The sequence below is a fragment of the Sphingobacterium sp. MYb388 genome, assembly GCF_037479535.1.
Classification (GTDB): Bacteria; Bacteroidota; Bacteroidia; order Sphingobacteriales; family Sphingobacteriaceae; genus Sphingobacterium; species Sphingobacterium anhuiense.
Genome location: NZ_JBBGYV010000002.1, coordinates 741977 through 767839, shown reverse-complemented (window position 1 = coordinate 767839; position 25863 = coordinate 741977). Strand labels below are relative to the sequence as shown.

Annotated in this window: 25 protein-coding genes; 10 read left to right on the top strand and 15 right to left on the bottom strand. The window is 35.4% G+C overall.

Annotated features, from left to right (window positions below):
* Positions 1-34 precede the first annotated feature (34 nt).
* The 7 genes from WH188_RS09205 to WH188_RS09175 all read left to right on the top strand — a co-directional run bounded on the left by WH188_RS09205 (position 35) and on the right by WH188_RS09175 (position 4376).
* Complete coding sequence (locus tag WH188_RS09205; RefSeq protein WP_237682796.1) at positions 35-304, top strand: GNAT family N-acetyltransferase; 270 nt, start codon at positions 35-37, stop codon at positions 302-304.
* Between the two features lie 561 nt (positions 305-865).
* Positions 866-1489 carry a superoxide dismutase gene (locus WH188_RS09200; RefSeq protein ID WP_339423879.1) on the top strand — a complete coding sequence of 208 codons (624 nt, stop codon included), beginning with the start codon at positions 866-868 and terminating at the stop codon, positions 1487-1489.
* Positions 1490-1520: 31 nt separating this feature from the next.
* The gene (locus WH188_RS09195) at positions 1521-2018 is read left to right on the top strand and encodes a DUF2480 family protein (protein WP_168127346.1); all 498 of its coding nucleotides are present in this window, start codon (positions 1521-1523) and stop codon (positions 2016-2018) included.
* Between the two features lie 13 nt (positions 2019-2031).
* Entirely contained in the window at positions 2032-2601 is a 570-nt protein-coding gene (locus WH188_RS09190; protein ID WP_339423878.1) for an NADPH-dependent FMN reductase, read from the top strand.
* 497 nt (positions 2602-3098) lie between these two features.
* The gene (locus WH188_RS09185; RefSeq protein WP_168127344.1) at positions 3099-3443 is read left to right on the top strand and encodes a DUF4870 domain-containing protein; all 345 of its coding nucleotides are present in this window, start codon (positions 3099-3101) and stop codon (positions 3441-3443) included.
* Positions 3444-3643: 200 nt separating this feature from the next.
* Positions 3644-4147: a hypothetical protein gene (locus WH188_RS09180; RefSeq protein ID WP_168127343.1), complete on the top strand. Its 504-nt coding sequence runs from the start codon at positions 3644-3646 to the stop codon at positions 4145-4147.
* Positions 4148-4199: 52 nt separating this feature from the next.
* On the top strand, positions 4200-4376 hold the full coding sequence (locus WH188_RS09175; protein WP_021189353.1) for a hypothetical protein: 177 nt from the start codon (positions 4200-4202) through the stop codon (positions 4374-4376).
* Positions 4377-4566: 190 nt separating this feature from the next.
* Here WH188_RS09175 and WH188_RS09170 read toward each other — a convergent pair whose 3' ends face one another.
* Positions 4567-5091, bottom strand: a complete 525-nt coding sequence (locus WH188_RS09170) for a GNAT family N-acetyltransferase (RefSeq protein ID WP_168127342.1) — start codon at positions 5089-5091, stop codon at positions 4567-4569.
* A gap of 156 nt (positions 5092-5247) precedes the next feature.
* Between WH188_RS09170 and WH188_RS09165 the strand changes: the two genes are divergently transcribed.
* Positions 5248-6108: a LysR family transcriptional regulator gene (locus WH188_RS09165; protein WP_206368457.1), complete on the top strand. Its 861-nt coding sequence runs from the start codon at positions 5248-5250 to the stop codon at positions 6106-6108.
* Here the strand turns inward: WH188_RS09165 and WH188_RS09160 are convergent.
* The 6 genes from WH188_RS09160 to WH188_RS09135 form a co-directional block, all read right to left on the bottom strand.
* Positions 6105-6560, bottom strand: a complete 456-nt coding sequence (locus WH188_RS09160; protein ID WP_021189351.1) for a GNAT family N-acetyltransferase — start codon at positions 6558-6560, stop codon at positions 6105-6107. The genes WH188_RS09165 and WH188_RS09160 overlap by 4 nt on opposite strands.
* A gap of 957 nt (positions 6561-7517) precedes the next feature.
* The gene (locus WH188_RS09155) at positions 7518-7949 is read right to left on the bottom strand and encodes an Hsp20/alpha crystallin family protein (protein WP_021189350.1); all 432 of its coding nucleotides are present in this window, start codon (positions 7947-7949) and stop codon (positions 7518-7520) included.
* 16 nt (positions 7950-7965) lie between these two features.
* Positions 7966-8256 carry a hypothetical protein gene (locus WH188_RS09150; RefSeq protein ID WP_021189349.1) on the bottom strand — a complete coding sequence of 97 codons (291 nt, stop codon included), beginning with the start codon at positions 8254-8256 and terminating at the stop codon, positions 7966-7968.
* Positions 8257-8435: 179 nt separating this feature from the next.
* The gene (locus WH188_RS09145; RefSeq protein ID WP_168127341.1) at positions 8436-8804 is read right to left on the bottom strand and encodes a hypothetical protein; all 369 of its coding nucleotides are present in this window, start codon (positions 8802-8804) and stop codon (positions 8436-8438) included.
* A gap of 16 nt (positions 8805-8820) precedes the next feature.
* The gene (locus tag WH188_RS09140; protein ID WP_237682795.1) at positions 8821-9366 is read right to left on the bottom strand and encodes an RNA polymerase sigma factor; all 546 of its coding nucleotides are present in this window, start codon (positions 9364-9366) and stop codon (positions 8821-8823) included.
* Between the two features lie 456 nt (positions 9367-9822).
* On the bottom strand, positions 9823-11160 hold the full coding sequence (locus WH188_RS09135) for a M60 family metallopeptidase (protein WP_168127340.1): 1338 nt from the start codon (positions 11158-11160) through the stop codon (positions 9823-9825).
* 353 nt (positions 11161-11513) lie between these two features.
* Between WH188_RS09135 and WH188_RS09130 the strand changes: the two genes are divergently transcribed.
* Together WH188_RS09130 and WH188_RS09125 are read left to right on the top strand one after the other, a co-directional pair.
* Positions 11514-11816, top strand: coding sequence for a hypothetical protein (locus WH188_RS09130; RefSeq protein WP_021189346.1), 303 nt, complete (start codon positions 11514-11516; stop codon positions 11814-11816).
* A gap of 20 nt (positions 11817-11836) precedes the next feature.
* A complete protein-coding gene (locus WH188_RS09125; protein ID WP_339423877.1) occupies positions 11837-12340 on the top strand; it encodes a hypothetical protein in 504 nt (167 codons plus the stop codon).
* 319 nt (positions 12341-12659) lie between these two features.
* Here the strand turns inward: WH188_RS09125 and WH188_RS09120 are convergent, their stop codons facing one another.
* From WH188_RS09120 to WH188_RS09085, 8 genes are all read right to left on the bottom strand, one after another.
* A complete protein-coding gene (locus WH188_RS09120) occupies positions 12660-14090 on the bottom strand; it encodes a phytoene desaturase family protein (protein WP_168127339.1) in 1431 nt (476 codons plus the stop codon).
* 14 nt (positions 14091-14104) lie between these two features.
* Positions 14105-15520, bottom strand: coding sequence for an MBL fold metallo-hydrolase (locus WH188_RS09115; protein ID WP_021189344.1), 1416 nt, complete (start codon positions 15518-15520; stop codon positions 14105-14107).
* Positions 15510-15908 (bottom strand): rhodanese-like domain-containing protein, encoded by a 399-nt coding sequence (locus WH188_RS09110; protein ID WP_031287890.1) that lies wholly within the window; start codon positions 15906-15908, stop codon positions 15510-15512. Before WH188_RS09110 ends, WH188_RS09115 begins: the two co-directional genes overlap by 11 nt.
* Positions 15898-17367 (bottom strand): hypothetical protein, encoded by a 1470-nt coding sequence (locus WH188_RS09105; RefSeq protein WP_168127338.1) that lies wholly within the window; start codon positions 17365-17367, stop codon positions 15898-15900. Before WH188_RS09105 ends, WH188_RS09110 begins: the two co-directional genes overlap by 11 nt.
* Before the next feature lie 11 nt (positions 17368-17378).
* Complete coding sequence (locus WH188_RS09100) at positions 17379-18710, bottom strand: beta-carotene 15,15'-monooxygenase (protein ID WP_168127337.1); 1332 nt, start codon at positions 18708-18710, stop codon at positions 17379-17381.
* Between the two features lie 8 nt (positions 18711-18718).
* A complete protein-coding gene (locus tag WH188_RS09095) occupies positions 18719-20080 on the bottom strand; it encodes a RagB/SusD family nutrient uptake outer membrane protein (protein ID WP_168127336.1) in 1362 nt (453 codons plus the stop codon).
* 24 nt (positions 20081-20104) lie between these two features.
* Positions 20105-23176, bottom strand: a complete 3072-nt coding sequence (locus tag WH188_RS09090; protein WP_168127335.1) for a SusC/RagA family TonB-linked outer membrane protein — start codon at positions 23174-23176, stop codon at positions 20105-20107.
* A 782-nt stretch (positions 23177-23958) separates the two neighbouring features.
* Complete coding sequence (locus WH188_RS09085) at positions 23959-25851, bottom strand: RagB/SusD family nutrient uptake outer membrane protein (protein ID WP_168127334.1); 1893 nt, start codon at positions 25849-25851, stop codon at positions 23959-23961.
* Positions 25852-25863: the final 12 nt, after the last annotated feature.

Below are 25863 nucleotides of genomic sequence, written 5' to 3'. Positions count from 1 at the left end.
AAATAATAGTTATTTATAGATTATAAGCAAGCATATGTGGAGCATATTAAGAACAAATTCAGATCATCAAGATTTTAAAACTCTAACAATCCAATTAGACCAAGCTCTCGCTATTAAAAATGGTGATATAAATGATTTTTTTGCGCAGTACAACAAAATAGAATTGATTAAGCATGTTGTCATTGTTTATATAAATGACGAACCTGTGGGGTGTGGTGCATTAAAAGAATATGAGGAAAGCACGATCGAGATTAAGCGTATGTTTGTTTCTATTGGACAAAGGGGAAATGGAATTGGATTATAAACGATGTATTTTAGAAACCGGTAATAAGATGATTGAAGCCATTGGTTTATATAAAAAACATGCATTTACTATTATTCCAAATTATGGTCAATATACAGGTATCGCAAGTAGCATTTGCTTTGAAAAAAATATTTAACTTTATTTTTTCCACAGCAAGTGCTAAACAAGTAATATCATTCCCAGAAACTTTTGATAGACTAAAACAACTAAATTTAATGTGAATCCAAATCTATTGAACTATACTTAGCAATCTATATTAAGATAAATAAAATATTATACCTTTTATAATATCTAAAAACTGTTGTTTAAATTTGCTTTCCTCAAGATTTTAAACTCCGAATATTCCATGCCATGAGCACCCATACTTGAATTTAAGAACAGTTTTTCTATAGGTACATCGTTGCAATTCTTCTTCGCTACTCAACAAGCTGTAATTTTTACGTGCCAAATTGAAGCCTATATCAACATAATTTCTAGCTCCATAATAAAACAAGATTAAACTTGCTTTATTAAGTTAATCTCTTTAAATTTGTTCAAGGATTTAATTAAAACAGTTATACTATGAGCAAATTTGAACTCCCCGCCCTTCTCTATACCTACGAAGCACTAGAGCCACACTTTGACACCCAGACTATGACCATCCACCATAGTCGCCATCATCAAGCATATGTGGATAATTTAAACAAGGCACTTGAACAAGATGACATCAAAAACCTGGAACTTCCTGATTTAATTAAACATATCAGTAAATACAGTCCAGCGGTGCGTAATAATGGAGGCGGTCATTATAATCACTCCCTTTTCTGGAGTATCCTTTCACCCACAGCAAAAACTACTCCTGAAGGAAGATTGGTCGAGGCCATCAACCGGAGTTTTGGTAGTCTTGATCAACTTAAAGAAGAAATTAAAAAACTAGGGTTAGGACAGTTTGGTTCAGGCTGGGCTTGGTTATTTGTTTCCTACAGTGGTGCGCTAGCGATAAGCAGTACGCCAAATCAAGATAATCCACTGATGGATATTAATGTAACAAATCGAGGATTGCCTATACTAGGGGTGGACATCTGGGAACATGCCTATTACCTCAAATATCAAAACAAAAGAGCCGATTATCTAGATGCTTTCTGGTCAGTATTAGACTGGGCTGCTGTTGAAAAAAAATACGAAGAGGCTCTTTCAACAATTTAAATTAGTGCAACCATCTATAAATAAACGCAAAATGGCAGAGGAACAATTTATAAATAAAGTAACTGTATCTGGCATAATCGCTTTCGATCTGCTGGACTTTATGCCAGCAGATGAAATAGCAGAATTTGATATTAAAAACCTACTTTTTATGGGCATGATTGTAAAAGAGAAAGAATTCAAAATAGCTATTTCAGAAATTGATTTTTCCGTATTTGTGGCAAAAACAGTTGCAGTGTACTGTTCAGCTGATGCCATTATTCCACCCTGGGTGTATATGATTATAGCCGATAAACTACAACCTCATGCCGCTCATTTTGATTTCATAGATGTTGATTCTATGAAATTAGAACTGTGGAAATCAAATATTGAAAATGCATCTATCTCATCATTTAAAAATCAAAAAGTAGTCCTCCGCGCACGGCCTGATTTACATCCCGCACTCTATATGTTAGCAACTCAACGTTTAAAACCTATTGTAAGAACACTTATGTATGGTGAAATCGGTCTGCCTAAAGTCATTTTTAAATAATAAAATAAGCGCTATGAAAGCAATAATATTTAACGGAGCATTAGAACGAAGATCATCTTCTACCTCAAACCTATTATCCAGATACATAAAATCAGGATTAGAAAATTTCGGCATTGAAAATCACTTATTTGACCTTGCAGATAGTGGTATTCCGCTATTCGACTGTACATTGACCAGAATACCTAATGGTGTACAGGTTATGAACAACCTGTTTCGGGAGGCCGATATACACTTCTGGTTAGCTCCATTATACCATGGAAGCATCCCTGGGGTCATGAAAAACTGTTTAGACTGGCTAGAGGTAAGTGCTAAGAAAAATAATCCATACCTAACGGATAAAACAGTGGGGCTAGTATGTTGGGCGGATGGGGTACAAGCGATGCAAGGAATCAATACCATGGATGCGATCGCCAAATCACTCCGGGCATGGCCACTTCCTTACAGTGTGCCAATTTCAAAAAAAGAATTATTTGATCCGAACATAAGTGGAGAAATTTCGCAGACATACAAAGACAGACTAAATCTTTTGATCAATTTAGCTACAACAAAAATCATTACAGCTATACCAGCAATAAATCAATAAGAATGATCAAAATAGTTTTTTTAATAATTGAAATAGCTACAACAGATCTATTTATGTTATTCAAGACCGATTTACATGTCTATTACACTGTATAATGATCATTGCTAACGATACACAGCACAGCCACTGTTATGTGATCAAAATTTCACCTTTCAAAAAATAATTATCAAAATCTAAGATATAAGCTTTAGATTTTGATAATTAACAAACCATACTTTGATTCATCTCGTTAATATAGATTACATCATAAAAAGGTTTATATCGCGATGTTTTCTATTGGAGCGTGGATAGTGATTAACCAAAAATAGTACTGAACATTTCATCAAAAGAATTAAATATTGGTCTAACCAACTCTTTTCATTATATAGTGCCGACTTTCTAGGTTATTGAAATCATTTTAATCCCAATACTATTTTCATATTATAAATACCCCCAATTTCGGCTATAGTTTCAAAAAGGCAAAGCTTCTAAATTTGGAGAAAATAAAATAATTAGTTATGAGAGAGAATAAAAACATTTCGGCAGACACAAACAATGGAAAGACAGTTGCAATAATAGCCTATTTAACCATCATCGGCCTTGTCGCCGCACTTGTTATGAATAGTAAAAATGCGACCAATTTAGGAAGATTTCATATTCGCCAAAGTATCGGAATAACCGTTACTGCACTAATTGCCGGCATTTTAAGATTTATTCCCATGGTTGGTAATATTTTAGTATCTGTCATCGGAATTGCTATTCTTGTGATGCTTGTTTTAGGTATCCTAAGTGCTGTTAAAGGAGAAGAAAAAGAGTTGCCATTTATTGGACATCTTTACCAAAAATGGTTCTCAGTGATTTAACATCATAAAAAAGGAAGTGTTCTAGTTGAATACTTCCTTTTTTATACACTCCTTCACAATCACCCTCTTTTACATAGAAGCCCATCTTATAACGAATTTAAATTCATCTTTAACGAATTTAAAATGCTGTTCAAAATTTATTCAATAACATTGTATTTTTATAAAAATAGAGAACTAACCATACAATAATAAAACGCTATATGGCATCAAAAATAAAAATACCAGCTCTGCTGTTAGCATCCCTTGGTCTTATATCCCTATCCTCTTGCAATGGTTCATCCATCGATACCATTAAAGCAATGGAATCCAATTATGACAATGAGGATAAATCTATAACATTAATTGGTGAATTTCATGCTCCCCTATTTACTTTCTCATCAGGTAAATCAACGTTCATACCGATGAATTTCGTTGTAAAATCCAGTGCATTCAGCTCGGAAAAATTTACTGCAACCAGTGTTATTCTTCCTATTGGAACGAATAAGAATAACGTGTTATTTGAGATTCCAATGGACCAAAAAAAATACTCACTTAAAGATTTTTACGTTGTTGATAATACTGGAGAAAAGATTAATCTCGAAAACCATACGACATATAAGATGACAGGTACAGTACATTACACTGAGTTAGAAAAACCTGAAAGCGAACGAGACAACACTAATTTCAATTATAAAATAACCAATGTTATAATTGAAAAAGATTAAATAACATTCATTTTACAACATCATCAACATTTAAATCAATACTAGAATTATAATGGAAATTAAACTTGGAAATAATCTCTCATTTGGCTGGATTATCATTGCCTTTGCTATTATTATGGCCTGTGGTATTTACATTGCTTATCGAAAACAACAAGTGATCAAAATAAAATATGTAATTGCTGTCATCATCATGTTGGTGGTAGGAATTAATTGGCTTCTGGAAAATTAACATAGACTTCCCTGTATTAAGCCTCTCCTTAAAAGATAGTAGCAATTCTAGATTTACAGCCGATCGCATCAATGCTTCCTTCTCAATAGAAATCTTTTACGGGTAAAAAGACGCAAAGAACCTATTCATGTCTATTTAGAAACTTATGAAGTTACAATATGATATTAAATCACTTAAAAAAAAACGATCGTTATATGGTAATATTTTTTTTCATCATAATATCAGTCTGCGCGTCATTACCCAACTTAAAAATATGCTTATCAAACTCGATAAAATCATTTTTTTTGTAAAAATTAATCGCTCGCAGATTTTGTTCCCAAACACCTAACCATACATATTTGACCTGTTTATCATGTGCAATCTGAATTGCTTTTTGATATAGTATTTGGCCAATTTTTTTTCCTTGATATTTCTGTAATACATAAATTCGTTCGATTTCCAAACTCGCTTCATTTTTCAATTCGGTTTGTGACCTTCCATAATTTAGTTTTAAATAACCAATAACGTATTCATCATGTACCGCAAAATAGAATTCAGAGTTCCTATTCCCTAATTCTTCCGTGAGCTTTTTAACAGAAAAACCATCTTCTAAATATTGTTGCATATTTTCCTCCGAGTTGCTGTTGGAGAATGTTTCAAAGAATGTTTCTCTGCCGATTTTCTGCAGTACAGTAATGTCATCAAGAGTGACTCTTTTTATTGCTATATTTTGCATAGTGTTATCTTATCTGGTAAAAATTCCAATTCATATTTAAACATTTCATATTTTCTTTAGCTTCTACAATGACAAAAATTCTACCTTACGTAAGTGCTAATACAGGTATTAAATATCTCAATTATCAATGACATATCCGATTTTTGATTAAATTGCATGATGGATATTCAGCAGATTAAATACTTTCTTACATTAGCCGATGAACTACATTTCTGGAATACTTCTGAAAAAGTAGGTATTACTCAATCAGCACTTAGCAGGCAGATTATGGCCTTGGAAAGCGAATTGAATCTCAAACTTTTTTATAGAGACAAGAGAAATGTAAAATTAACGGCCACAGGTGTGTTTCTAAAGGATAAGTGGCAAGCAGAACTCATTAATCTTGATATCATACAGCAGCAAGCTCTTCAAATCCATTTAGGGGAGTGTGGCACACTCAAGTTGGCATATCCAGATTCCTTGTCTTCAGCGATCCTGCCCGACATGATATCAAAAATTTCGTCCGTTTTTCCGAAATTAAAAATAGAGCTGCTACAGCTTGCTTATGAAGAGGAAGAAGAATCACTAAAAAATTACAAAATTGATATGTTATTCAGCAGAGATATCAACCACTCCCCATTTATTAATTCGAAAAAACTGAGTACTGAAAATCTTTGTCTTGTTGTCCCTGAAGATCATGATTTTAAAACTAGCGACGATATTTCTAACGCTAATCTCAGTGCTCAAAAGTTTATACTCACCTATGGAGGATTAAATAGCAGTTATGCTACTCTAATTAAAAAGGTTTTTGCCCATTATGACATAGATTCAGAATCCTACATTTCTTGTCAATTTGGATCAACTATTATACCTCTGATTAGAAAAAGGCTAGGTGTTTCTATTTTACCCCAATCATATGATCTCAACAATGCAACAGGTGTTCGTTTCATTTCACTACCTTTTTATACAGATCTTTACATCAACTGGCGTAAAGATGATCCCAATATCATTATTAAAAACGTCCTTAACCTAATCTAATTATTTGAATTCCTTACCATTTCAATATGTACGATACCATCCTCAATGTATACATCACCAATTTCCACAAATCCGAATTCGTTATAGAATTTTTTCAGATAAAGCTGTGCACCAATTCGTATAGGCGTAATACCAAACAGCTTTTCACAAACCGCTATTGATTGTTCCATTATTTCTTTTCCTAATCCAAGCCCCCTATAAAGCGGAGATGTAATTACTCTTCCTATAGATACTTCCTCAAAACTCAATCCTTCCGGAAGAACTCTAGTATATGCAGCTAACTTGTCATCTATATAGCACATAACATGTAAACTCTCCTGATCTTTGTTATCCATATCCTGAAAAACACAATGCTGTTCTACCACAAACACCTCGCTTCTAAGCTTTAATATTTGGTAGAGCTCCTCATTAGATAGTTCTTTAAATGATTTTATTGCATATATTTTTCCCATAATCAATTTTTCATCTTATTTTTAAGCTATTTTGTAATTTGTATTTTTTTACCCCATTAACATGCTGTAAAATTACCCAAATAAAAAGTTTTGAAAAATGCTATTTTGTGATTATCTAATTCAATTTTTGCATCAAAAAAATGACTCTATTTTATTTCTCACCCCTCATATTTCCAACCCTATGCGCATAAAAAATGGAGACAACCTAAGAAAAAAAGCGAAGCATTCCTAAGTCGCTCCCAAAATATATAAAATAATATACCCCGAAATCACAAGAAAATAAGGGTAATAAAAAAAGATTAAATAAATAAGATCTGCTCGTCAAAAAACCGTCCTGTTCATCCTATGGGGCTTTGATAAATACAAAGATCTCAGCGCTGTCAATTCCAAAGATTCGTTAGTTAAAGTTTGGTTATCCATTGCCAATCCAAATTGCTTTCCAACATTCCCAAAACTATATATTTCAATCTCTCATGATATGACTATTAAAATTTTGTTGTCCAAAAAATCAAAAATATCTCTGGAATTTTACATATCTTGATTTTAACAAACAATCAATACGGCTTCCTAAACCATATATAATAACAAAAAAGTATCAATCAATTAATAATTGATACCTAAAAAGTATAACTCATTTATTTCATTTATCTCCCTGTCGCTGGATCAAGAGAGTAATTTCAATACGACACATGATCACGTTGCTGAACAGTAAAATATCGTTGCATAGAGAATCATGTTAATGACAAAAAAGTTATTGTTAAATCTAAAATGTCCCTAGCTGAGTAACTTGACCGACTCTATAAGGCTAAAAAAGTATGTGCTCCCTCTTACATTGAGAAAAACATACAACTGGTCAAGGCTTCAAAAGTTAATAACAAACGATTCATATTATTTTTATGAAAAAATGGCCTAGTTTTCACTAAGCCATTTCTTTTATTACAAAACCACAAGTAATTATCAACCTACCTTAACATGTTGGGCTGGTCTATAAGATGTGCTGTCTTTTGGAAGGATCACAGTTAAAACTCCCTCTTCATAACTTGCTGTTAAATTGACATTGGAGACCTGCTCGTTCAGCTGGAACGATCTGCTGAAAGATTGCGGAATAAATTCACGGTACATATACTGCTCTTCGCTCTGTTCCTGCACAGGGGCTTCATACGAAATTGTCAATATTTTATCTTTTATTTCAATTTTAAACTGTTCTTTCTTGAGACCAGCAGCATAGAGTTGAAGTGTAAAAAATGAACTATTCTCTTCGATATTGACAAGTGGACGTATATCACGAGAAAACTCATTTCTAAACTTTCCAAATTGCTGCTCAAATTGATTTTTTAAATTGCCGTATTTAGCAAAACAGTCTGCGGTGTTATTATTTCTATTAAACATTGTCTTTGTATTAAAATTAATTGATCGGGATAATGGCGAAATTAGTGTGTTGAACTTCGTGAGAAACTGGACGCAATGGCGAACTGTTATCTGTTCTAAAATCAGGTGCAACGGGGGTCCAATATTCCCGCAACATTTTTTTAGATTTCTTATTACGCATCCTGCTTGCTATAAATATCCCTACCGCACTCAAGATCGTAGCTGCTACTAATAATTTAAAAAGCAGTCCGATGACGAAGGACAGTAAACCTACAACGATTGTTACTCCTAAGAGCTTTGGTATGATAAATCGAATTTTATTTTTCATGTCTTGTTTTTTTATAATTATTTTAAAGGCCTTTTGATAGAAGACGCACTTGAATCCATAATACTTTAAAAAAAATATCTTTTTTCAAAGTATTATGGGCCTGAAAGAAATTGTAGCGTATAAAAAAAGAGCAACAAAATGAATTTCGTTGCTCTTTTTTACTTTAATCTATATTCCTTTTACTGCTTTTTAATTTCATCATCATTTCTATTCCGATCGTGGCAAGCTGCTGAAAATCTACGTTTCCATTCTGCTTTGAATCTGGATCTATCCTCATCACTGAACTGTTGTGAAGGGTTGTTAAAATCATGTCCATGACACATGTCACCTCTACGGCCTTTAAATCTAAAACCACCAAAAAGAATCTTCGATAAGAGTAGAAGACCAAAAGCCTGCCAAAAAGAGATTATCTTTAAACCAAATATTTCGGGCATAAGTACATTCCAGAGTAACTGTACTCCCCATACAAATAATAAGGCAAGTGTGATTCCGCAAGGGATCATAAAAAAAAGTTTTTTCTTTTTATTGCCACTAAATCTATTGTTCATAAGTTATCTTTTAATATTAAATTTCATTATAAAGCACGCGAAGCCTTTCTCTCAGATGCTTCACAGCATATCCTTTACGACTGATGATAGTCTTTATGCTTTCTCCTTCCTGATCTGCTATTTCCTGTAGCGTCATATCTTCAATCTCATGCCATAAAAATGTATTTCGCTGTTTTTCGGGCAATTCATCCAAAGCTTTCATAAGCTGATCCCAAAAAAGATCTTTGAACATTTTCAGCTCGGCATCATTTGTATCATCAGCCAGTAATATTTCTTTAATCTGTATCTTTCCCTCATCATCTTCATAGGTATGATCTTCCAAAGATTCTGGTTTCTTTTTACGATATAGATCTGTTATCTTATTTTTAGCCACCGCATAAAGCCATCCACTCATATTCTCCAACTGGTCGATATTAGAAAGCCGGCTTGTCTGATACCATACTTCTTGCAAAATATCTTCAGCATCCTCTATCTTTTTAACCTTTCCATTGATGAAACGAAGCAATTGTGAGCCATAGTTTTTGACGACCTCGGATATTGAAGATGTTTTTTTATAAGACATGTTTAAGGTATGAGTAGCATCCATGCATTTGTAGACGATCGTCACGGGTTATTACTTTAAATAATTCAAATTAATTTGTACTAGTCACTTAAGCATACTTATAAACGATGATGATAAAGGTATTGTTTTAAATATAATATAGTTAAAACATTTTTGCCATCACAATTGCTGCGCCATGTTTTAACTCGAAGAAATTTAGATTACAAAGGGACGATTTTTTAGATGTATTAGAATATAAAATCAGGGTAATGAAATATTCTATAATATAACAGCAATATAACTCTAAAAATTAGTTTTTGTCCAAACGAAAGTAGCTCTGTTTATTCAGTCAATCTGCTTTACTAATAAACCTCTCTTGTCGAGAAATAATTTCTCAGACAAGAGAGGTTTAGGATACAATGCAATAAATTTTCCAGAATTCTGAATGCATTGCATCAAAGTGATTAGAGCATGAATTTAGTCCCTAAGACTAGTAAGATCCTGAGCAGGTATAGGTAATTGTAGATTAGCTATTTCTGTATAAACCGATTCATTAACTTTTAATCCCCATTTTCTAAAAAAGTCCGATAAATCCTTTTGTGTGATTTTACAAGTTGTAAGCATAAAATAACGCATTTTGTCTTCATCGCTTGAAACGTTAGACCTTTCCTCTCTATTTATTCTACTTAATTGAATATATAGATTATCTCCGAATGCCAATTGTAACTGATAGAACATAATAAGTTTGAGATCATTGTCTCCAGAATTATAATTTCGTTCAGATAAAGGTTTGAGAAAATAGTTACTTAGCTTCGTCCATAAGTTATTAGCTGTAATTCGACTTATTGGAAGGCCAAAACCTCTTTCAGAAGCCAACGAGTAAACATTGACCGTTGTTTCCGTTAATCCACCCCAGGTCCATCCCTTTTGTTGATAAGTATGCCCAACTTCATGCCAAATACCCCAGCCATTCGTATTGGAAAGATATTTCGGTTGTAACATACGATAAGATAGTCCTTCTGTATAATAAATAGAAATACCAGCGGCCATATAGCCGCCCGACGCCGAATCTCTTACAGTAATCAGGTGTTTATTATCTGGTATTGCATGAAGTCCGCTTGTACCACTTAAACCACTGATGTAGTTGGAAAAATTAATAATAGAATCTAAGCGATTGACAATAAGCTGCTGATCTTCATTTTTAAATAATAAAGCCTCGTCCATATTTGCGACTAAAACTGTTCGGTCTGATGAAAACACAACATCTGGCACATTATTCTTTAAAGAATCGAGCGTTCTTATCCACTGTTGATGTGTAGTCTTACCCTTTTGAAAGAAAGGAACAGGAATAAATCCTTGATCAAAGGAAATCTCGATTTCCCCAGTTGTTGTATAATTATTAGCTGTATAGATTAAATAAACCAAACCACCATACTCATCAACCGTAAATGTCTGCTGACCGGAAGTGAGATTGAAATACTGCCTTACAGGTCTTATGTTATCTCTAAAAGGAGTACCTATGGCAAGTCGAGCCGCTGTATTACCATTAATTACATGAACATTTACAGTGATCGTACTGTTTGGAGCTGCATAATAACCTGTGACCTGCATATCGTTGTGATTGGCACGAAACTGTAATCGATCTGCTACCGTCGCCGCTGATGGAGTAACTTTAAAAAGCTGGACCGAATCTGCAATAGCTAAACCTTGTGGTTCTGGATCAGAAATGACAGGTTCCCATCCCTCAGATACTTTGCATGAGGATAGATAACTAAACAAGGATAATACAAACGCATAAAAACATAATTTTCTCATCGATAATTTAATTTAAGTTTATAATATTTCACAACTATAATAGGTTTTGGTTACCTTCTAGTTTACTATAAAAGTGATTCTTTATTTAAATTTGACAAAATAAAAACACGAAACAAACGATTGCATAAATCACGAAAACGTTGTTTTGAAGAATCAAGAATATTCTAAATCATTCATAAAGAAGTACTAAAATGAATACCTTATAAAACTTTAAATCGGAGAAATTATTAATGAATAACGATTTATAAATAGTAATCATAGAAAGATTATAATAGAATTTTTCCAGTATTAGACCTCAACATTTTAATTATTAAAATTGTAGCATTACTTCGTTTTTCTGCGTTTATTTAAGTATGAAAAAGATCGTGATATTATCCATGCTCGTAGGCCTACTTTCAGGCTGCACAATGAAAAAGACTGGTGGTATGAGTACAATAGTTCTAACAGGAGAAATAACTCCGTTAGGAATGACTACTTTTCAATATGGAACACATAAGATAAATTCGGAAAATAAAACCTATGCATTGCAAAGCTCTCGCGTCAAGTTAGATGAATTTGTTAATAAATCAGTCACTCTAAAAGGTAAAAAAGTTTTAGGTTATCCAATTGAGAGTGGTCCTGAATTAATAGAAGTATCGGAAATTTCATTCAAATAAACTACCAAAGCTCAAAAAATATGCTTCGTCAATTCTCTTTAATAATTGGTGTAGGAATTATAATGTTTACAGGTTGCCAAAATCAAAAAACAGTAAGCTCTGCAAGTAAAACAAAACAAACTCTTACAGTAACTCCCAAACTGGCAACACATTTGAGAGCCGATTCTAACAATTTAACCACCGATTCTGTGATATTATCCTTCACTGTGGCAAACCACTCAGATACGATGCAGCGTTTTTGTAAATGGGAAACACCTTTTGAACCCTTTTTAGGTAAATACATGGAAATTATAGATGTTCAAGGGAACGAAGCCGAATTTACAGGCCCTATGGCCAAACGGATGATGCCGCCTCCTGAGGAAAGTTATATTCAAGTACCTCCTCATGATAGCGTGAGTACTGTATTTAATCTAGCAAAAAACTATTCCATAAAACCGGGAAAGTACACCGTCAAATACACTGGAGGAGGTATTAGTGGTCTCGAACCAGATAATGAAATCAAGATCGTAGTACTTGGCAAGTAATTTAGTGGAACGCAATATAGAATTTAAAGTCCAAGTTTTACCAACACTTTCAGTTATTACAATAATCAATTAGATAATGAACATTTTTTCTTTATATATATATAAAAACACCTGGTAAATTAAAAATCCATCACAAAGATATCTCTGCAGATGAATTAATAAGTTTAGATGTCTGAGTTAAACACAATAAAAATCTAGCTTTCAAAATGAAAAGTAACTATAATAATAATAACGATTAATGAGCCATTCTATTAAATCATGAAGTGATGCACTTAATTGCGATTTTCGCAATGATGTACGACATCATTTAAAACTACCTTTATAATAAAATATTGAAACGATCTTTTAGTACTGTTTTAGCGGCATGATAACCACACATACCGTGTACTCCTCCCCCTGGAGGAGTAGAAGATGAACAAATATAAATCTGTTGATTGGATGTTCTATAGGGTCTTAACTGTACCGTTGGTCTGGTAAATAATTGCCGGATATCTATAATACCACCATTAATATCTCCTCCAATATAGTTTGGGTTGTAGGCTTCCAATTGTGCTGTATTCATTGTACTTTTTGCAGTGATTCGTTCTTTGAATCCCGGTGCAAAGCGTTCAATCTGATTTTCAACTGCAACAGAAACATCTCTGATCGAACCATTAGGTACATGACAGTAAGCCCAAACAGTATTTTTACCGGCAGGTGCTCGGCTGTTATCGAATTTACTTTGCTGAGCGAGCATTACAAATGGTTTTTCGGGATATCCGCCTTTTGATGTCAGGGATTCAGCAGCAGCTATTTCTTCATAAGTATTACCTAAATGAACAGTAGCAGCATCTCCACATCGCTCATCTAAAAACGGAATTTCTCCATCAATAATAAAATCCATTTTAAAAACCCCCATGCCGTAGCGATAAGATTCTAGCTTTTTTTTGTAGGCAGTTGACAATCTATGTCCTGCTATTTTTAAGATCTGCTTCGGTGTTAGGTCAAACATAACGGTATTATACGGTGCCAGCTCATCAATATCTTCTACAAAATAATTAAGTTTTAATTCGCCTCCTAAAGAAGTGTACAAGGAAACTAATGCATCGGCAATAGCCTGTGATCCGCCCTTAGGAATAGGCCATCCATATTTATGTCCAACAGCACTTAATATCAACCCTATTGCTGAAGAAGCCATATTAGTAAATGGCTGAATGGCATGCGCAGACATACCTGCCCATAATCCTCTTGTATGAGTTTCCTTGAATTTATTGACCATTGTAGCCGCTGGTTTTAAAACCTGCAGTCCAAATTTAGCCAATAGAAGGGGGCGTTTCGGAAATTCAAAAGGACCCATTGTTGCAGAAGCGATATAATCCCATTCGGAAACAATAGGGTCAATCAAATCGCGGTACACCTTTCTGTCCAAACCTAATCCCTCGGCAGTTTCTGAAATAGAGCGACTTAAAAATGCCGAAGAACCATTATCAAAGGGATGAGCAGCCTGGTACTTCGTGAAAATAAATTCCAGTCCGTGCGCCCTCAAATCCAAAGCGGTAAAAAACGGAGAAGCCAAAGCCATTGGATGGATAGCAGAACAGATATCATGTCGATATCCCGGTTCAATCAAATCGGCCGTACGCATGCCTCCTCCAACAGTATCACGACCTTCAATGATGAGCGTAGATAATCCTGCTTTCTGTAATGTAATACCTGCGGCAATTCCATTAGGTCCTGAACCGACTATAATAACATCATATGTTTTAGACATAATCGAAGATAATGTTAAAATTTAGTAATCGCATTGGAAATATCCATAATATTTAGCTCAGGTCTTAAACGCAAAATTAAACTTGCCGCTATTCCTGAGCGATAGCCAGAAGCACAGTGTACAAGTACCGTTTTTCCATCAGGAATCTCTTGCAAACGTTCCGTTAACTCTGAAAGTGGAATATTGATTACCTTATCGAAATATTTATCCTTGGCTTCTTTTTCAGTTCTAACATCAATAATGGTATATCCGTCTTGATTAGCCTTAAGAAGATCCGAATCAAAATTATCTATACTTAAATCTGCGCTGTTTTGATTATAGACAAATATACCCTTAACAAATGCTTCATATCCAATCTTTGCGGTTTTCAATAGCATAGGCTTGATTTCTGACACCTCTGAAACCACGATATAGAATCCCTGATGAGGGGCAATTAAAGTGCCTAACCAAGTCTCGAATTTATCAGCATCTGGAATATTTAGTGCTCCCTTCCTGTGTGCTATTCTAAAAGCTGAAGAAAGACGAGTATCAATAAAAAGCGCACTTTCTTCCCAATAATTATTGTCAAGTATTGGAACAGCTGACAATGCTTTATGCAACTCATTCGCCCCTAATTTATTGAGTTCTACATTATAAGGGAAATATTGGGGAATATCGGGCTGATCGAGCAACAGTTGCCTTACAAATTCATCCTCATCGAGCCAAGTGAAAGCAGGGTTGGTTCGTTTCTCTTCCCTAATTGTACTTTCCTTCACATTGCGAATAGCATTACCACAGTGAGAGCCTGCCCCATGTGCAGGATAGACAACGGTTTTATCTGGAAATAGTGCGAAGATATCCTGCATCGTATGAAACTGCTGCTTTGCCAATTGCTCACGCTGAGTAGTAAATTCGCCTGAATATGTTCGTAAATCTGGCCTGCCTACGGAGCCAAACAATAAGGAGTCGCCCGTAAAAACAGCATGTGGCTCTTTGTCTTTTTCTAATACAACAGAAATACTATCTGGAGAATGTCCAGGTGTAGAGAGCGCTTTTAAACTAATAGATGGACTTAATCTAATGGTGTTCCCTGTATCGAAAGGCTCAAACTCAAAACTTGCTTTCTGTAATTTACTAATATAAATCTTCGCCTTGGTATAATTAGCGATCTCGAGATGGGAACTGACAAAATCAGCATGCGGGTGAGTTTCTATAACACCAATGATCGTTGCCCCATGCTCTTTGGCAAAAGTATAATAAGATCCTGCATCACGTGCAGGATCTATTAAAATAATTTTTTTATCTACTAAGACGGCGTAGGAGAAATGTGCTAAACCTGAATCAAAAAATTGATAAATAATTTGTCTATCGTTCACTTTTTTTGTCTGTGCCCATATACCTGTCCCAGCTAGTAGTAGGCTTTGCGTGAGAAAACTTCTTCTATTTATCATCTGCTTTAACTATTTTTCTTCCTGACTGTTCCCAGCCGATTATCCCATCCTGAAGATTGTATACTTTTTTAAAACCATGCTCAATAAGCCATGATGCAGCCTTACTACTTCGGTTGCCAGATCGACAATAAATGTAAACAGGTCTTGATTTATCTAAAACCCCAATTTGAGCAACAAATACTGTCGAATCTTTCCAATCGGCCTGGGACGCTGCTTCAAGATGCCCTAAGGCATATTCTTTTGGAGTCCTCACATCAACGAGCTGATGCCGCTTTCCAGAGATCCCTTTCTCAAATTTTGTCACGGTAAGATTTTCATACGATTGCGCATTGACACCAGAACATGCTATCATTACCAAGACAAATAGAACAATTAATTTATTGTACATAAGTATATTTTTTATTTTCTGAAAACCAGCCTTTTCCAAGTAAAGGTTGCTCTGGAATTCTATCTAAAACGACTTTAATAGAATCAAAACTCACATCTTGACCGGATAGCACGATCTGTTCTGTGGAAGGTCGTTCATATTTCCATTTGAGAATACCAATGCTATCACGGATTGCTGTTTGATAAAGTTTTTTGAGATTAACTTCATTTTCTTTTTTATTTTCCTTTTCGAAGTTTTCATTAAACTTCCTTCCTTTATTAACGACATAAATCGCATTCTCCAAAGAATCAATTTCATAATATAGATATACTCTACCGCCGGCACGGCCAGTAAACTCATAATCTTTAAAAAGATCTGTCTTATGGGGAGTTCCATTTCTTAGATCTATAGGTTGTTTTTTATTAACTTTATACACTAGTGTTGAGTATCGTTCAAATACGGCATCATGCCAACGCACTGAATCATAAGGCGAATAGGTTAAGGTATCGCCATTTAAGATAAATTGGCTAACCGTATAATGGCCTACTGCCTTGGAAAATCCTGGAATAACGGGTTCTTTTAATCGCCCCTGATAATAATGAAAATCATAGCGGTAAGCACCATACACAAAGACAAATACCAAGATAAAAAGTGCTTTAGCAAGATAATATCCACGCCTTTTAGTCCTACTGTCCAACTTTATACGATAATACTGTGGCGTAATTGCTTCTTTTTTGATAAACAACCGATATAAATCTGGAATATACAGGATCAATAAAAACAAGGATAACAATACAAAGTAAGAACTATAGACATGAACAGCCCCGTCATAGGCAAAATTAGCATGGGCAATATTATATAATACACCTGCATTGATAATAGCTCCAATGGCCGTCGTGGCTCTAAAAAACATCAATGTACCCGCTCCTATTTCTAAGAAACCTAAGAATATCTGATACCAAACAGAAACTCCTACGGACTGCCAATATAATTTAAAAGGTGCGTAATCGCCCAGATCGGTATGCAGGTTTGCAATTGAAGGAAAAGGCATCTGCATCGGATAAAATTTAATAAAACCGAATGCAATCAATCCTAGACCGATACGATAGCGAACCAGTACTCTAAGCCAATAATAAAGTTGATTGTATGACAAGCGTTGGCGCCCACTAGCTAACCAAGTCCAGATTGCGGTTCCAATAGCCGAAATAATTGCCGCAATAGCCCATGTGGCATAAGAATCTATTCCCCACTTACCACTTTCTGACGAAATCTCTATAAATTCCGGTCTGAAACCGGAGACATTCGCCAATAGTCCATAAAATGAAAAATCTTCAAATAACTTTTTATACCAGGAAAATTGAATGGGAACTACCAGTAGTATAAAAAAAATAAAAGCAAATCTAAAACTTATTTTCTCCCAAGTAGACCAAGCACGATATATAGAACTTCTCTCCGGATACATATTTTTTATAGCTGACATTGTGAAATAATTTAATAAATGGAAATTGGCTTTCTACGGCCTTTGTCTAAGAGGTATTCTTTATTAACCTTGCGCAATTTAACCTGTAGGGACTCTCCTTGTTCATTCTTTCCTAACAGCAATAACACATTTTCACCACTCTTTTGCAATTCAAATTGAAATGATTGTATTGCATTTCTCTTATTTATTGCACGGATCTGATACCGTCCATCTGGAACCTGAGCAAAGGTATAACGGTAAAATTCCCGACCACCATTTCCGATATTTTCAAAATTGCGAAGTGAATCAGCTTGCCAAATAATACGAGGTTTATGAAGATCTGCTTTGATATCTGATTTTCGTTTTATACTAAAAGTATTCCAAGATTCAAACACCACATTTTGCCACCGACTACTGTCGGTCAGGGAGTAGGCTAATGTATCTGAATTAAGAACAAACTCATCCACGTTGTATAAACCTCGGATATGCGCTATTCCAGATTCCTTTGGGTATGGGTAATTACTACTTTTCCAGGAGCTGTAGGTCAAAAATCCAAAAAGTATAAAAAATAGTAAAAACCCACCTTTGAATAGTACCCTTAGTTTTTTGAGAGGCTGTGAAACTAGCGGATTAACAATCTCTGGCTGTGTTTTCACCTGCCGAAATACTGCATTAAAAAAACGTGGTAAATCATAGGAAAATAAGGTAATGGCAATTAATAATAGGAATAGACTATACACCTGTTCTCCCAATTCATACACAAAATTGACAATGACAATATTGGCTAAAAGAGCAATTAACACACCTGCCCCTACTGCTACTGTTTTTCGGAATACCAAGAGTACACCCGCAGTTATCTCTAAAACTCCTATGCCCGGAACATACCCAGCTTTAGTGATTGCAGTACTTAAGTAATAAATCTTCCATAATAAAAAATCGCCGTATTCGGTATTATAATCACTAAGCGTTGGAGCTGGAAACTGAACCGGTACCAGCTTAACTATTCCTGAAGCAATAATGGCAAAAGCCAAACGATAACGTAAAAGTACCCTAAGCCAATAGTAGAGCTCATGTTCTTGACTCTTCCGCTTTTTAGTCCATATAACAGCACCAAAAAAAGCAATAACTAAAGCTATGAGCCAATTATAAAATCCCTCAAAATGATTCCCCACATAATCGCTTTCAGCTATAAACGATGTTCTGAAAGTCGCTAACTGATATGCAGATTCAAAGCTGAAGTGCCGAAGAGCGTGATACAAATGAACATCATATGGGAGTGTCAAAATAATAAAAAAGATAAATAAAAGCCGGATGGAGAAACTCTCAGCTGAACTCCATTTTTTAGTTGAAATAGCTATTTCCATAAAAATATTTATTTATATTGAGGATTTTGTTCTAGATTTTTATCGATCAGAATCTGCGCATACGGAATTGGTAAAAGAAGTCGAAAATCTTCATCTATTCCAAGAACTGTTTTTGCACGTCTTGTGCGCACTAGGTCATACCAGCGATGATTTTCAAATGCAAACTCAATCCGGTTCTCCTGTTCTATGGCTAATAATAATGTTGCTTTATCAGCTATATTAAGTTCCTGAATATCGGCACGTTTTCTGATTACATTTAAGTCTGCAAGAGATTTGGCAATATCATTATCCTGCGCATATGCCTCCGCACGGATCAAGTATAGTTCAGCTATTCGGATCAGATATGCTGGATCTGTTCCATTAGTTCTATAATAGAGATTGCCGAACCAATTGTCCACACCATTTAATACTACTTTAGAAATTAAAGATTGACGCGTTCCCGCGATCGATTTATTATTTAATAAATTAACAATTCCCATTGAAGGTCGGATCCAGCCAACACCTCCCTTTGTACTGGGTTGCCATTGATAAGCCTGGGTATTAACGACATTGGTTGTATAATATAATTCCAATATGGATTCATTTGTTCCTGAAGCATTGTCTGCAAAAAATGAAGAGTAAGGTGTTAAAAGATTATAATTACTTTTATCATCAATTAATTTGCTGGCATAAGTAATTGCTTCTTTCCATTCCTCCCGATATAGATGGTAGCGTGCGCGAAGTGCCCAAACTGTTTTACGGGTTGCACGGATACGATTGGTACTATTGGGTAAAAGTTCTTCTGCTTTTATCAAATCTGCCAGTACTTGCCGGTAGGTATCTGCTAAAGAAGATCTTTTTAAATTCTCTAGATTGCTGGAAGAAGATGTTGGGACTAAGACAAGCTGTACCCCACCCCAGGTTCTACCTAGATCAAAGTAAGACAATGCCCGAAGAAAATAGGCTTCTCCGACCAGTTGATTTCTTACCGCATCTGTAAAAGTTGGAGTAACCGATAGGGCCGGTACTTTAGCAATCACATTATTCGCACGGTTGATCGTATTGTATATCGCAGTCCATGCTGTGGCTAAAGCGGGTAAATCTGCTCTTACACTGTGATTGGTTAAAGATTGGTTCACAATCTGGCTTCCTGTATATTCAATATTATCGCCGGAGAAAAAACCGATAGTCTGAAATGTATACCCGTAATATCCGTCTGACTGCAACTGATTGTATATCCCTCTAACGGCAGTGTGTGCAGAATTTTCATCATTGATTGTCACCTGATCAGAGGTAGAAATCCGAGGATCTATTTCCAAAAATTTCTCGCATGAGGACAGTGTAAACGTCACGGCCAAAGTCCATATATAGCTATATTTAAGAATTTTCATCTGTTATTTTTATCTTAGGTGAAATTATAGTGTTAGGTTAAATCCAAGCTGAAAGCTTCTGGGCTGAGGTGGAGTTCCGAATGATCCAAGTCCCTGTGCATTCGGATTTGAGGTAACATTAGATTCAGGATCTCCTGTATATTTTGTCCAAAGGAACAAATTCGAGCCTAGAAAATATATCCGAGCATTACTAATTCCAGCTTTACTCAAGAAAGATTTCGGCAGTGTATACCCTATCGACAATTGTTTAAGCCTTACAAAGGATGCGTCCTCTAAATAACGGCTGTTCTGATCAATGGTATAGTTATTCCCTATCGATGTTAATCTGGGCACATCGGTAATATCACCATCTTTTTGCCAACGGTTTAGCACATTTTCAAATACTCCCCCGCTAGTAGGGTTACGTTCTCTAAAATAGCGCTCCAGATTTAAAGTGTAGTTACCAAATTGATAAGACAGCGCTGCGCTGAGATCAAAGCTTTTATAGCTGAACGAATTATTTAAACCCCCATAAAATTTAGGAGATGCATTATGCATAATTTTGCGGGCATTTACTGGAACTGTTCCATCTTCCAGCTGACCATCAAATATGGCATTTCCGGTTTTAGGATCAACAGATAACTGCTCATAGAGCCAGAATGAATTCAAAGATTGTCCTTCTTTTAAAATCACCCAATCACGTGTATACTGCGTAATTTGGGTCGGTAGTTTTTCTATTTTGTTTTTATTTCCTGAGATATTGAAACTACTTTTCCACGTAAAATTTTGATTTTGAATATTAACACTATTAATAGTCAACTCATAACCTTTGTTACTCACTTCGCCAACATTGGCCCAATACTGGGAAAAACCAGAAGAAGTCTTAATCGGTTGTTGCAGTAAAATATTGGAAGTATATTTATCGTAAACATCCAGGGTAATAGATAATCTATTTTTAAATAACTCTGCATCAAAACCGATATTATACTGTGCTGTTGTCTCCCATTTCAAGTCATCATTACCAAGTTGCTGAGGCCCTATACCTGGTAAAGGAGAACCGATAACATCGGCATACGAACTACCTCCGGACCAAAGTCCCCGTGAAGCGAAATTGCTGATCCCTGACTGATTACCTGTAATTCCATAGGATGTTCTAATTTTCAGGTCATTTAACCAGTTTACATCTTTCAAAAAGTCCTCTTGCTTCAGTCGCCAAGCAAGCGCGAAAGCTGGAAAATATCCCCAACGATTATTTTTTCCAAATTTGGAGGAAGCATCAGCTCTTAATGTCGCTTCTGCAAAATATTTATCGGAATACTGATATCCTGCTCTTCCGAAAAAAGAAGCAATAGAGTAAGCTGTCCAGTCCTGAGATGAAGTACGGGTAGAAGCTGAAGAAATTAATTTATAACTATTGTTGGCAAATCCATTACCTTCTGCGTACAAATAATTCAAAGTATTATGCTGCAAGGTATTGCCCACTAAAGCCGTAATTTTGTGAACGCTATTGAATTGTTTTTGATAGTTTAAGGTCTGCTCATTAATCCAAGTGGTATTTTCAGAAATTCCTGACGTTGCTTGTCCATTGTTAGCTCTTCCAATACTAGTATTGGTATTCCAGTACTGATTTTCATCATATTTGTTGTAATCAGCACTAAAACTGCTCCTGAATTTTAAACCGGGAAGTATATCTGCTTCAGCGAAAACACTTCCGATATAACGTAAACTTAATGTATTGACATCATAATTATCAACTAATACATAAGTATTATCAGATCCTGTAGCCACCCCTTCCTGATCGTGTGTCGCTGTATAGGTAGCCGAAGAAACTGCAGAATTCCACAAACTGACCTGCGGACCGTCACCTGTACGTGCTTGATTTCTTTTTGTTCTAGCAATATTACTTGTAATTCCGATCTTAATGCGTTCATTTAGCTGTTGATCAAAATTAAACTTAAAATTTGCTCGTGAGAAATCGATAACTTTAAAAAATGCTTCTTGATCTGTATACCCAGTACCTATATAATATCGGGACTTATTTCCTCCACCTTGAATACCTAAACTATAATCTTGCACACGTCCATTTCTTAGAATAAAATCTAAACGATCATAGGTCTGCTGCTCCTCAGGTAGGCCACGACCTCCTTCGTTAACCGGTCGAAAAGGTCTGTTAGAAAAGTTTTGATTTAATGATGGTTTATCGATCCCCGAATTAATCCACCATTCATTCGCTAATGCCGCGGTTTCTGGTCCAGATGCCAAATGTGGCAAAGTCGATTTATCCGCTTGAACAAAACCATTGGAAAGATTAAAATCAATTTTTGTTTTTGCACCATAACTTCCCTGCTTAGTCGTTACAATAACAACACCATTAGCTCCCCTAGATCCATAAATTGCTGTTGCTGAAGCGTCTTTTAGTACTTCTATCGATTCAATATCTGCCGGATTTATATCGGCTAATGGGGATGTAGTACGACCTCCTAAATTTGCATTTTGTAAGCTTGTATTGTTTAGAAAGACTCCATCAATAATATAGAGCGGATCACTGCTTGAATTAATAGAAGTCGTACCTCTGACACGGACAAATATACCTTCTCCCGGAACTCCAGAATTGGCTACGACCTGTAATCCAGCTGCCTTCCCCTGTAACTGAGCATCAAAACTGGCTACAGGTATTTTATTGACTTCCCCTGCATTAATCTTTGTGATGGCACCAACTACATCCTGTTTTTTTGTTGTTCCATAACCGATAACGACAACCTCATCCAAATTAGAAGCTGTGGGCAATAATTTTATGATACTTTTGGGTGATGTGATTTCTACAGTTTGCGATTGATAACCCAGAAAAGAAACGATGACTGTAGCTGGTAATTTTTGTCCCGTAATAAATTGAAAATTTCCATGACTATCTGTTTGGACAGAATGTGTCACACCTTGCAGCTTTACAGTCGCCCCCACTATTGGGTTTCCATTAACCTGGTCAACAACTTTCCCTTCAAAAGCCGCATTAACAATAGGAGTAGATTTACTTTGTGCATGGGAATAGGTTGGTTGCCCTAAATGCACAGTTAGGACAAAGAGTACCTGAAAAATCAGATACTTTTGATTTTTTTTCATATTCTTGTAGAAAATTAAGGTAAAAAAAGGTTTCTGACGACAACGCCAATTGGGAATCAGAACCTCATCTAATTTTTAAAATGGGGGAAGCTTGCTTCCCCTTTTTGTTAGTTTGTCGTTTTAACAACAGATTCGAGAATCGTAATCCAGGTATTCGGAATGGAATAGGATGGTGAAAAAATTTAAGGAAGAAATTAAAACATCATCTTCATAATGTCCAAAAAGGTTTGAGTCATCAAGCGTAGAATAATATTTCATACTGCTGTTTTTTAGTTAGGTGATTGATCCTGACTGTCTCTAATCAGGGTTTAGTGTGCTTATTCTTTAAAACACTTTGCAAATATAATTTTTTATTCCAATAAAAACTACTAATCCTATAGATTTTATTACACTCATAAATAAAATAGATTTCACGCTAATAAAAGGGACACTAAAAAACTAAAGTATAGGCTTACTTAGCTTATTTTTATTCTCATACTAATGTTCCTGTTTTATCATACATGAATGATTTTTTCCTCATATTTGCTACGGGCAAAATCTGAAATTTCTATTGATCCTGCTAAAATCGAGAACTGAGTGCTATGATAGTCAAAAGATTAAAAAATAAATCGTTGTTCACAAATTAAAATATTTATCAGTTTAAATAAACCCTCTTTAGTTGGCTGTTACAACGGTAATGTTTGTTTCGTAGTAAGCTCGTAATAAAAAAACATCTGAACATATGTTCAGATGTTTTAAAATTTAGGAATATGTATTTCAGTTTTAATTCTTAAAACAATCTATTACTCCACGTACCCTGGATTTTGTACAAGCAATGGATTTTTCCGAATTTCATCCCGTGATAGCGGAAGAAAATAAACTTGATTTTTCCAAACCCGGTTTTCTTTTGTATTGAATTCTTGCGGTGTGTAGGTATAATTATAAATTGACTCGTCATATTTATAAACATTTGCTAATGACTTACCTGGCTTGAAAGTAGCATCAATTTTAACAATAGTGACCTTTCGTCCTATGGTTTCATTAGCAATAAGCCATCTTCGGGCATCAAAAAAACGTTGCTGTTCATAAGCCATTTCTATACGTCTTTCTTGACGGTATATTGTCCTCAGCGTATTTTGATCTGTGGCAGTGATAGCTGGCATACCTGCTCTAAACCTAATTTTATTCAGCCAGGTTTTTGCTGTTTCTAATTCCCCTAGTTCAATACTTGCTTCCACATAATTAAAAACTGCTTCTGTATATCTAAAATAAGGCCAAGGTACAAACTGTCTTGCTTGAGCATCTACAATATTTGGATCTGGGTCAATAAACTTTTGAATGTAATATCCTGTCCAAGTTCCGTTGTGTGCCTCTTTAGGTCCTTGTTTTGTATCCAATCCTGAAAATTTTGTCAACTTACCGGCTAAAATTAGATCGTAAGCACCTGTTTGTATCTGATTAGCTGGATCGATCGGATTATTTCTCGGTTTCCAATCAGCACCGTCATATAATATGGATGCATAAAAACGAGGATCTCTGTTTTTATAAGGACTGGCTTTATGAATGGGATTGTTCCAGTCAAATTTTGTTCCATCATTCATTTCATAATCATCCACCAAAAGACCTATAGGTTGATTTCCCCCCCAGTTATTATAACCATTGGGACCATTATCTCTAGCATGTGAAGAACTCTGCTCCGTGATAAAATAACGGGCATATAGTATATCTGATGCTGCCGTGATATCCATATCTGGCGCTTTACTTCCCCCTCCCATGGCAATACTTTTGTAATTTAATCTTCCTTGTGCTGGAGTAACAGGTGCTGTAAGATTTAACTTATATCCTGTTCCTGCATCTAGAACCGCTTTTGCTGCTGCTTGTGCCAAACGGTAGCGATCTTGTTGCGATCCTGCGGCATATGCCAATAAGGGTAGTTTTTCAGATAGGTCATTTAGATCTGTTACCTTAGAAGTAAGTTTAGCTCGATCATGTAAATCACTTGCTGCATAAATTAAAGTTCTTGATTTGAGCGCTAAAATAGTTAACGAATTAATCCTGCCTTTTTCAAGTTTACCATCCCCCAAACGCTTGTAAGCCTCATCACAGTCCTTTAAAATCTGATTTGTACAGGCTTCATAAGTTGCCCGTTCTTTTTGATAGATAATCGGGTCTTCAGAGTATGGATAACTATTTAGAATAAGAGGCACACCGCCATAATACCTTAACAATTGGTGATAACAATAAGCACGGATAAAGAAAGCTTGTGCTAATAATTCATTTTTTACTTTTATATCGCTAATACCATTTTTGGTGTCATCTCCCAGTCTTTCTATGGCAATATTACTGAATCTGATATAGGTGTACATACGCTCCCACCATCTTGATGTACCACCCCAGCCTTCATTAGCACCGTTGATCGCTCCTGTGTTCAACAAAAGAAAAGCATCGGTATGGTTCCATAATGATTCGTCAGTTGCAGAAGCCTGCATCTGTTCTGTGAAACCGGAATTACTTGCTTCAAATACGTTGTAAATATCACTAACAAACTTTTCAGCCAACACTGGATCTTGCCATACGGTGGCATCTGAAAAATCATTTCGAGGTGTTACATTTAGAAAATCTGTACTGCATGCTGTCATAAACAATAGCATAACTGCTAGCATATAAAGAATTCTATTTTTGATCAATGTCTTCATTTTATTATTTTA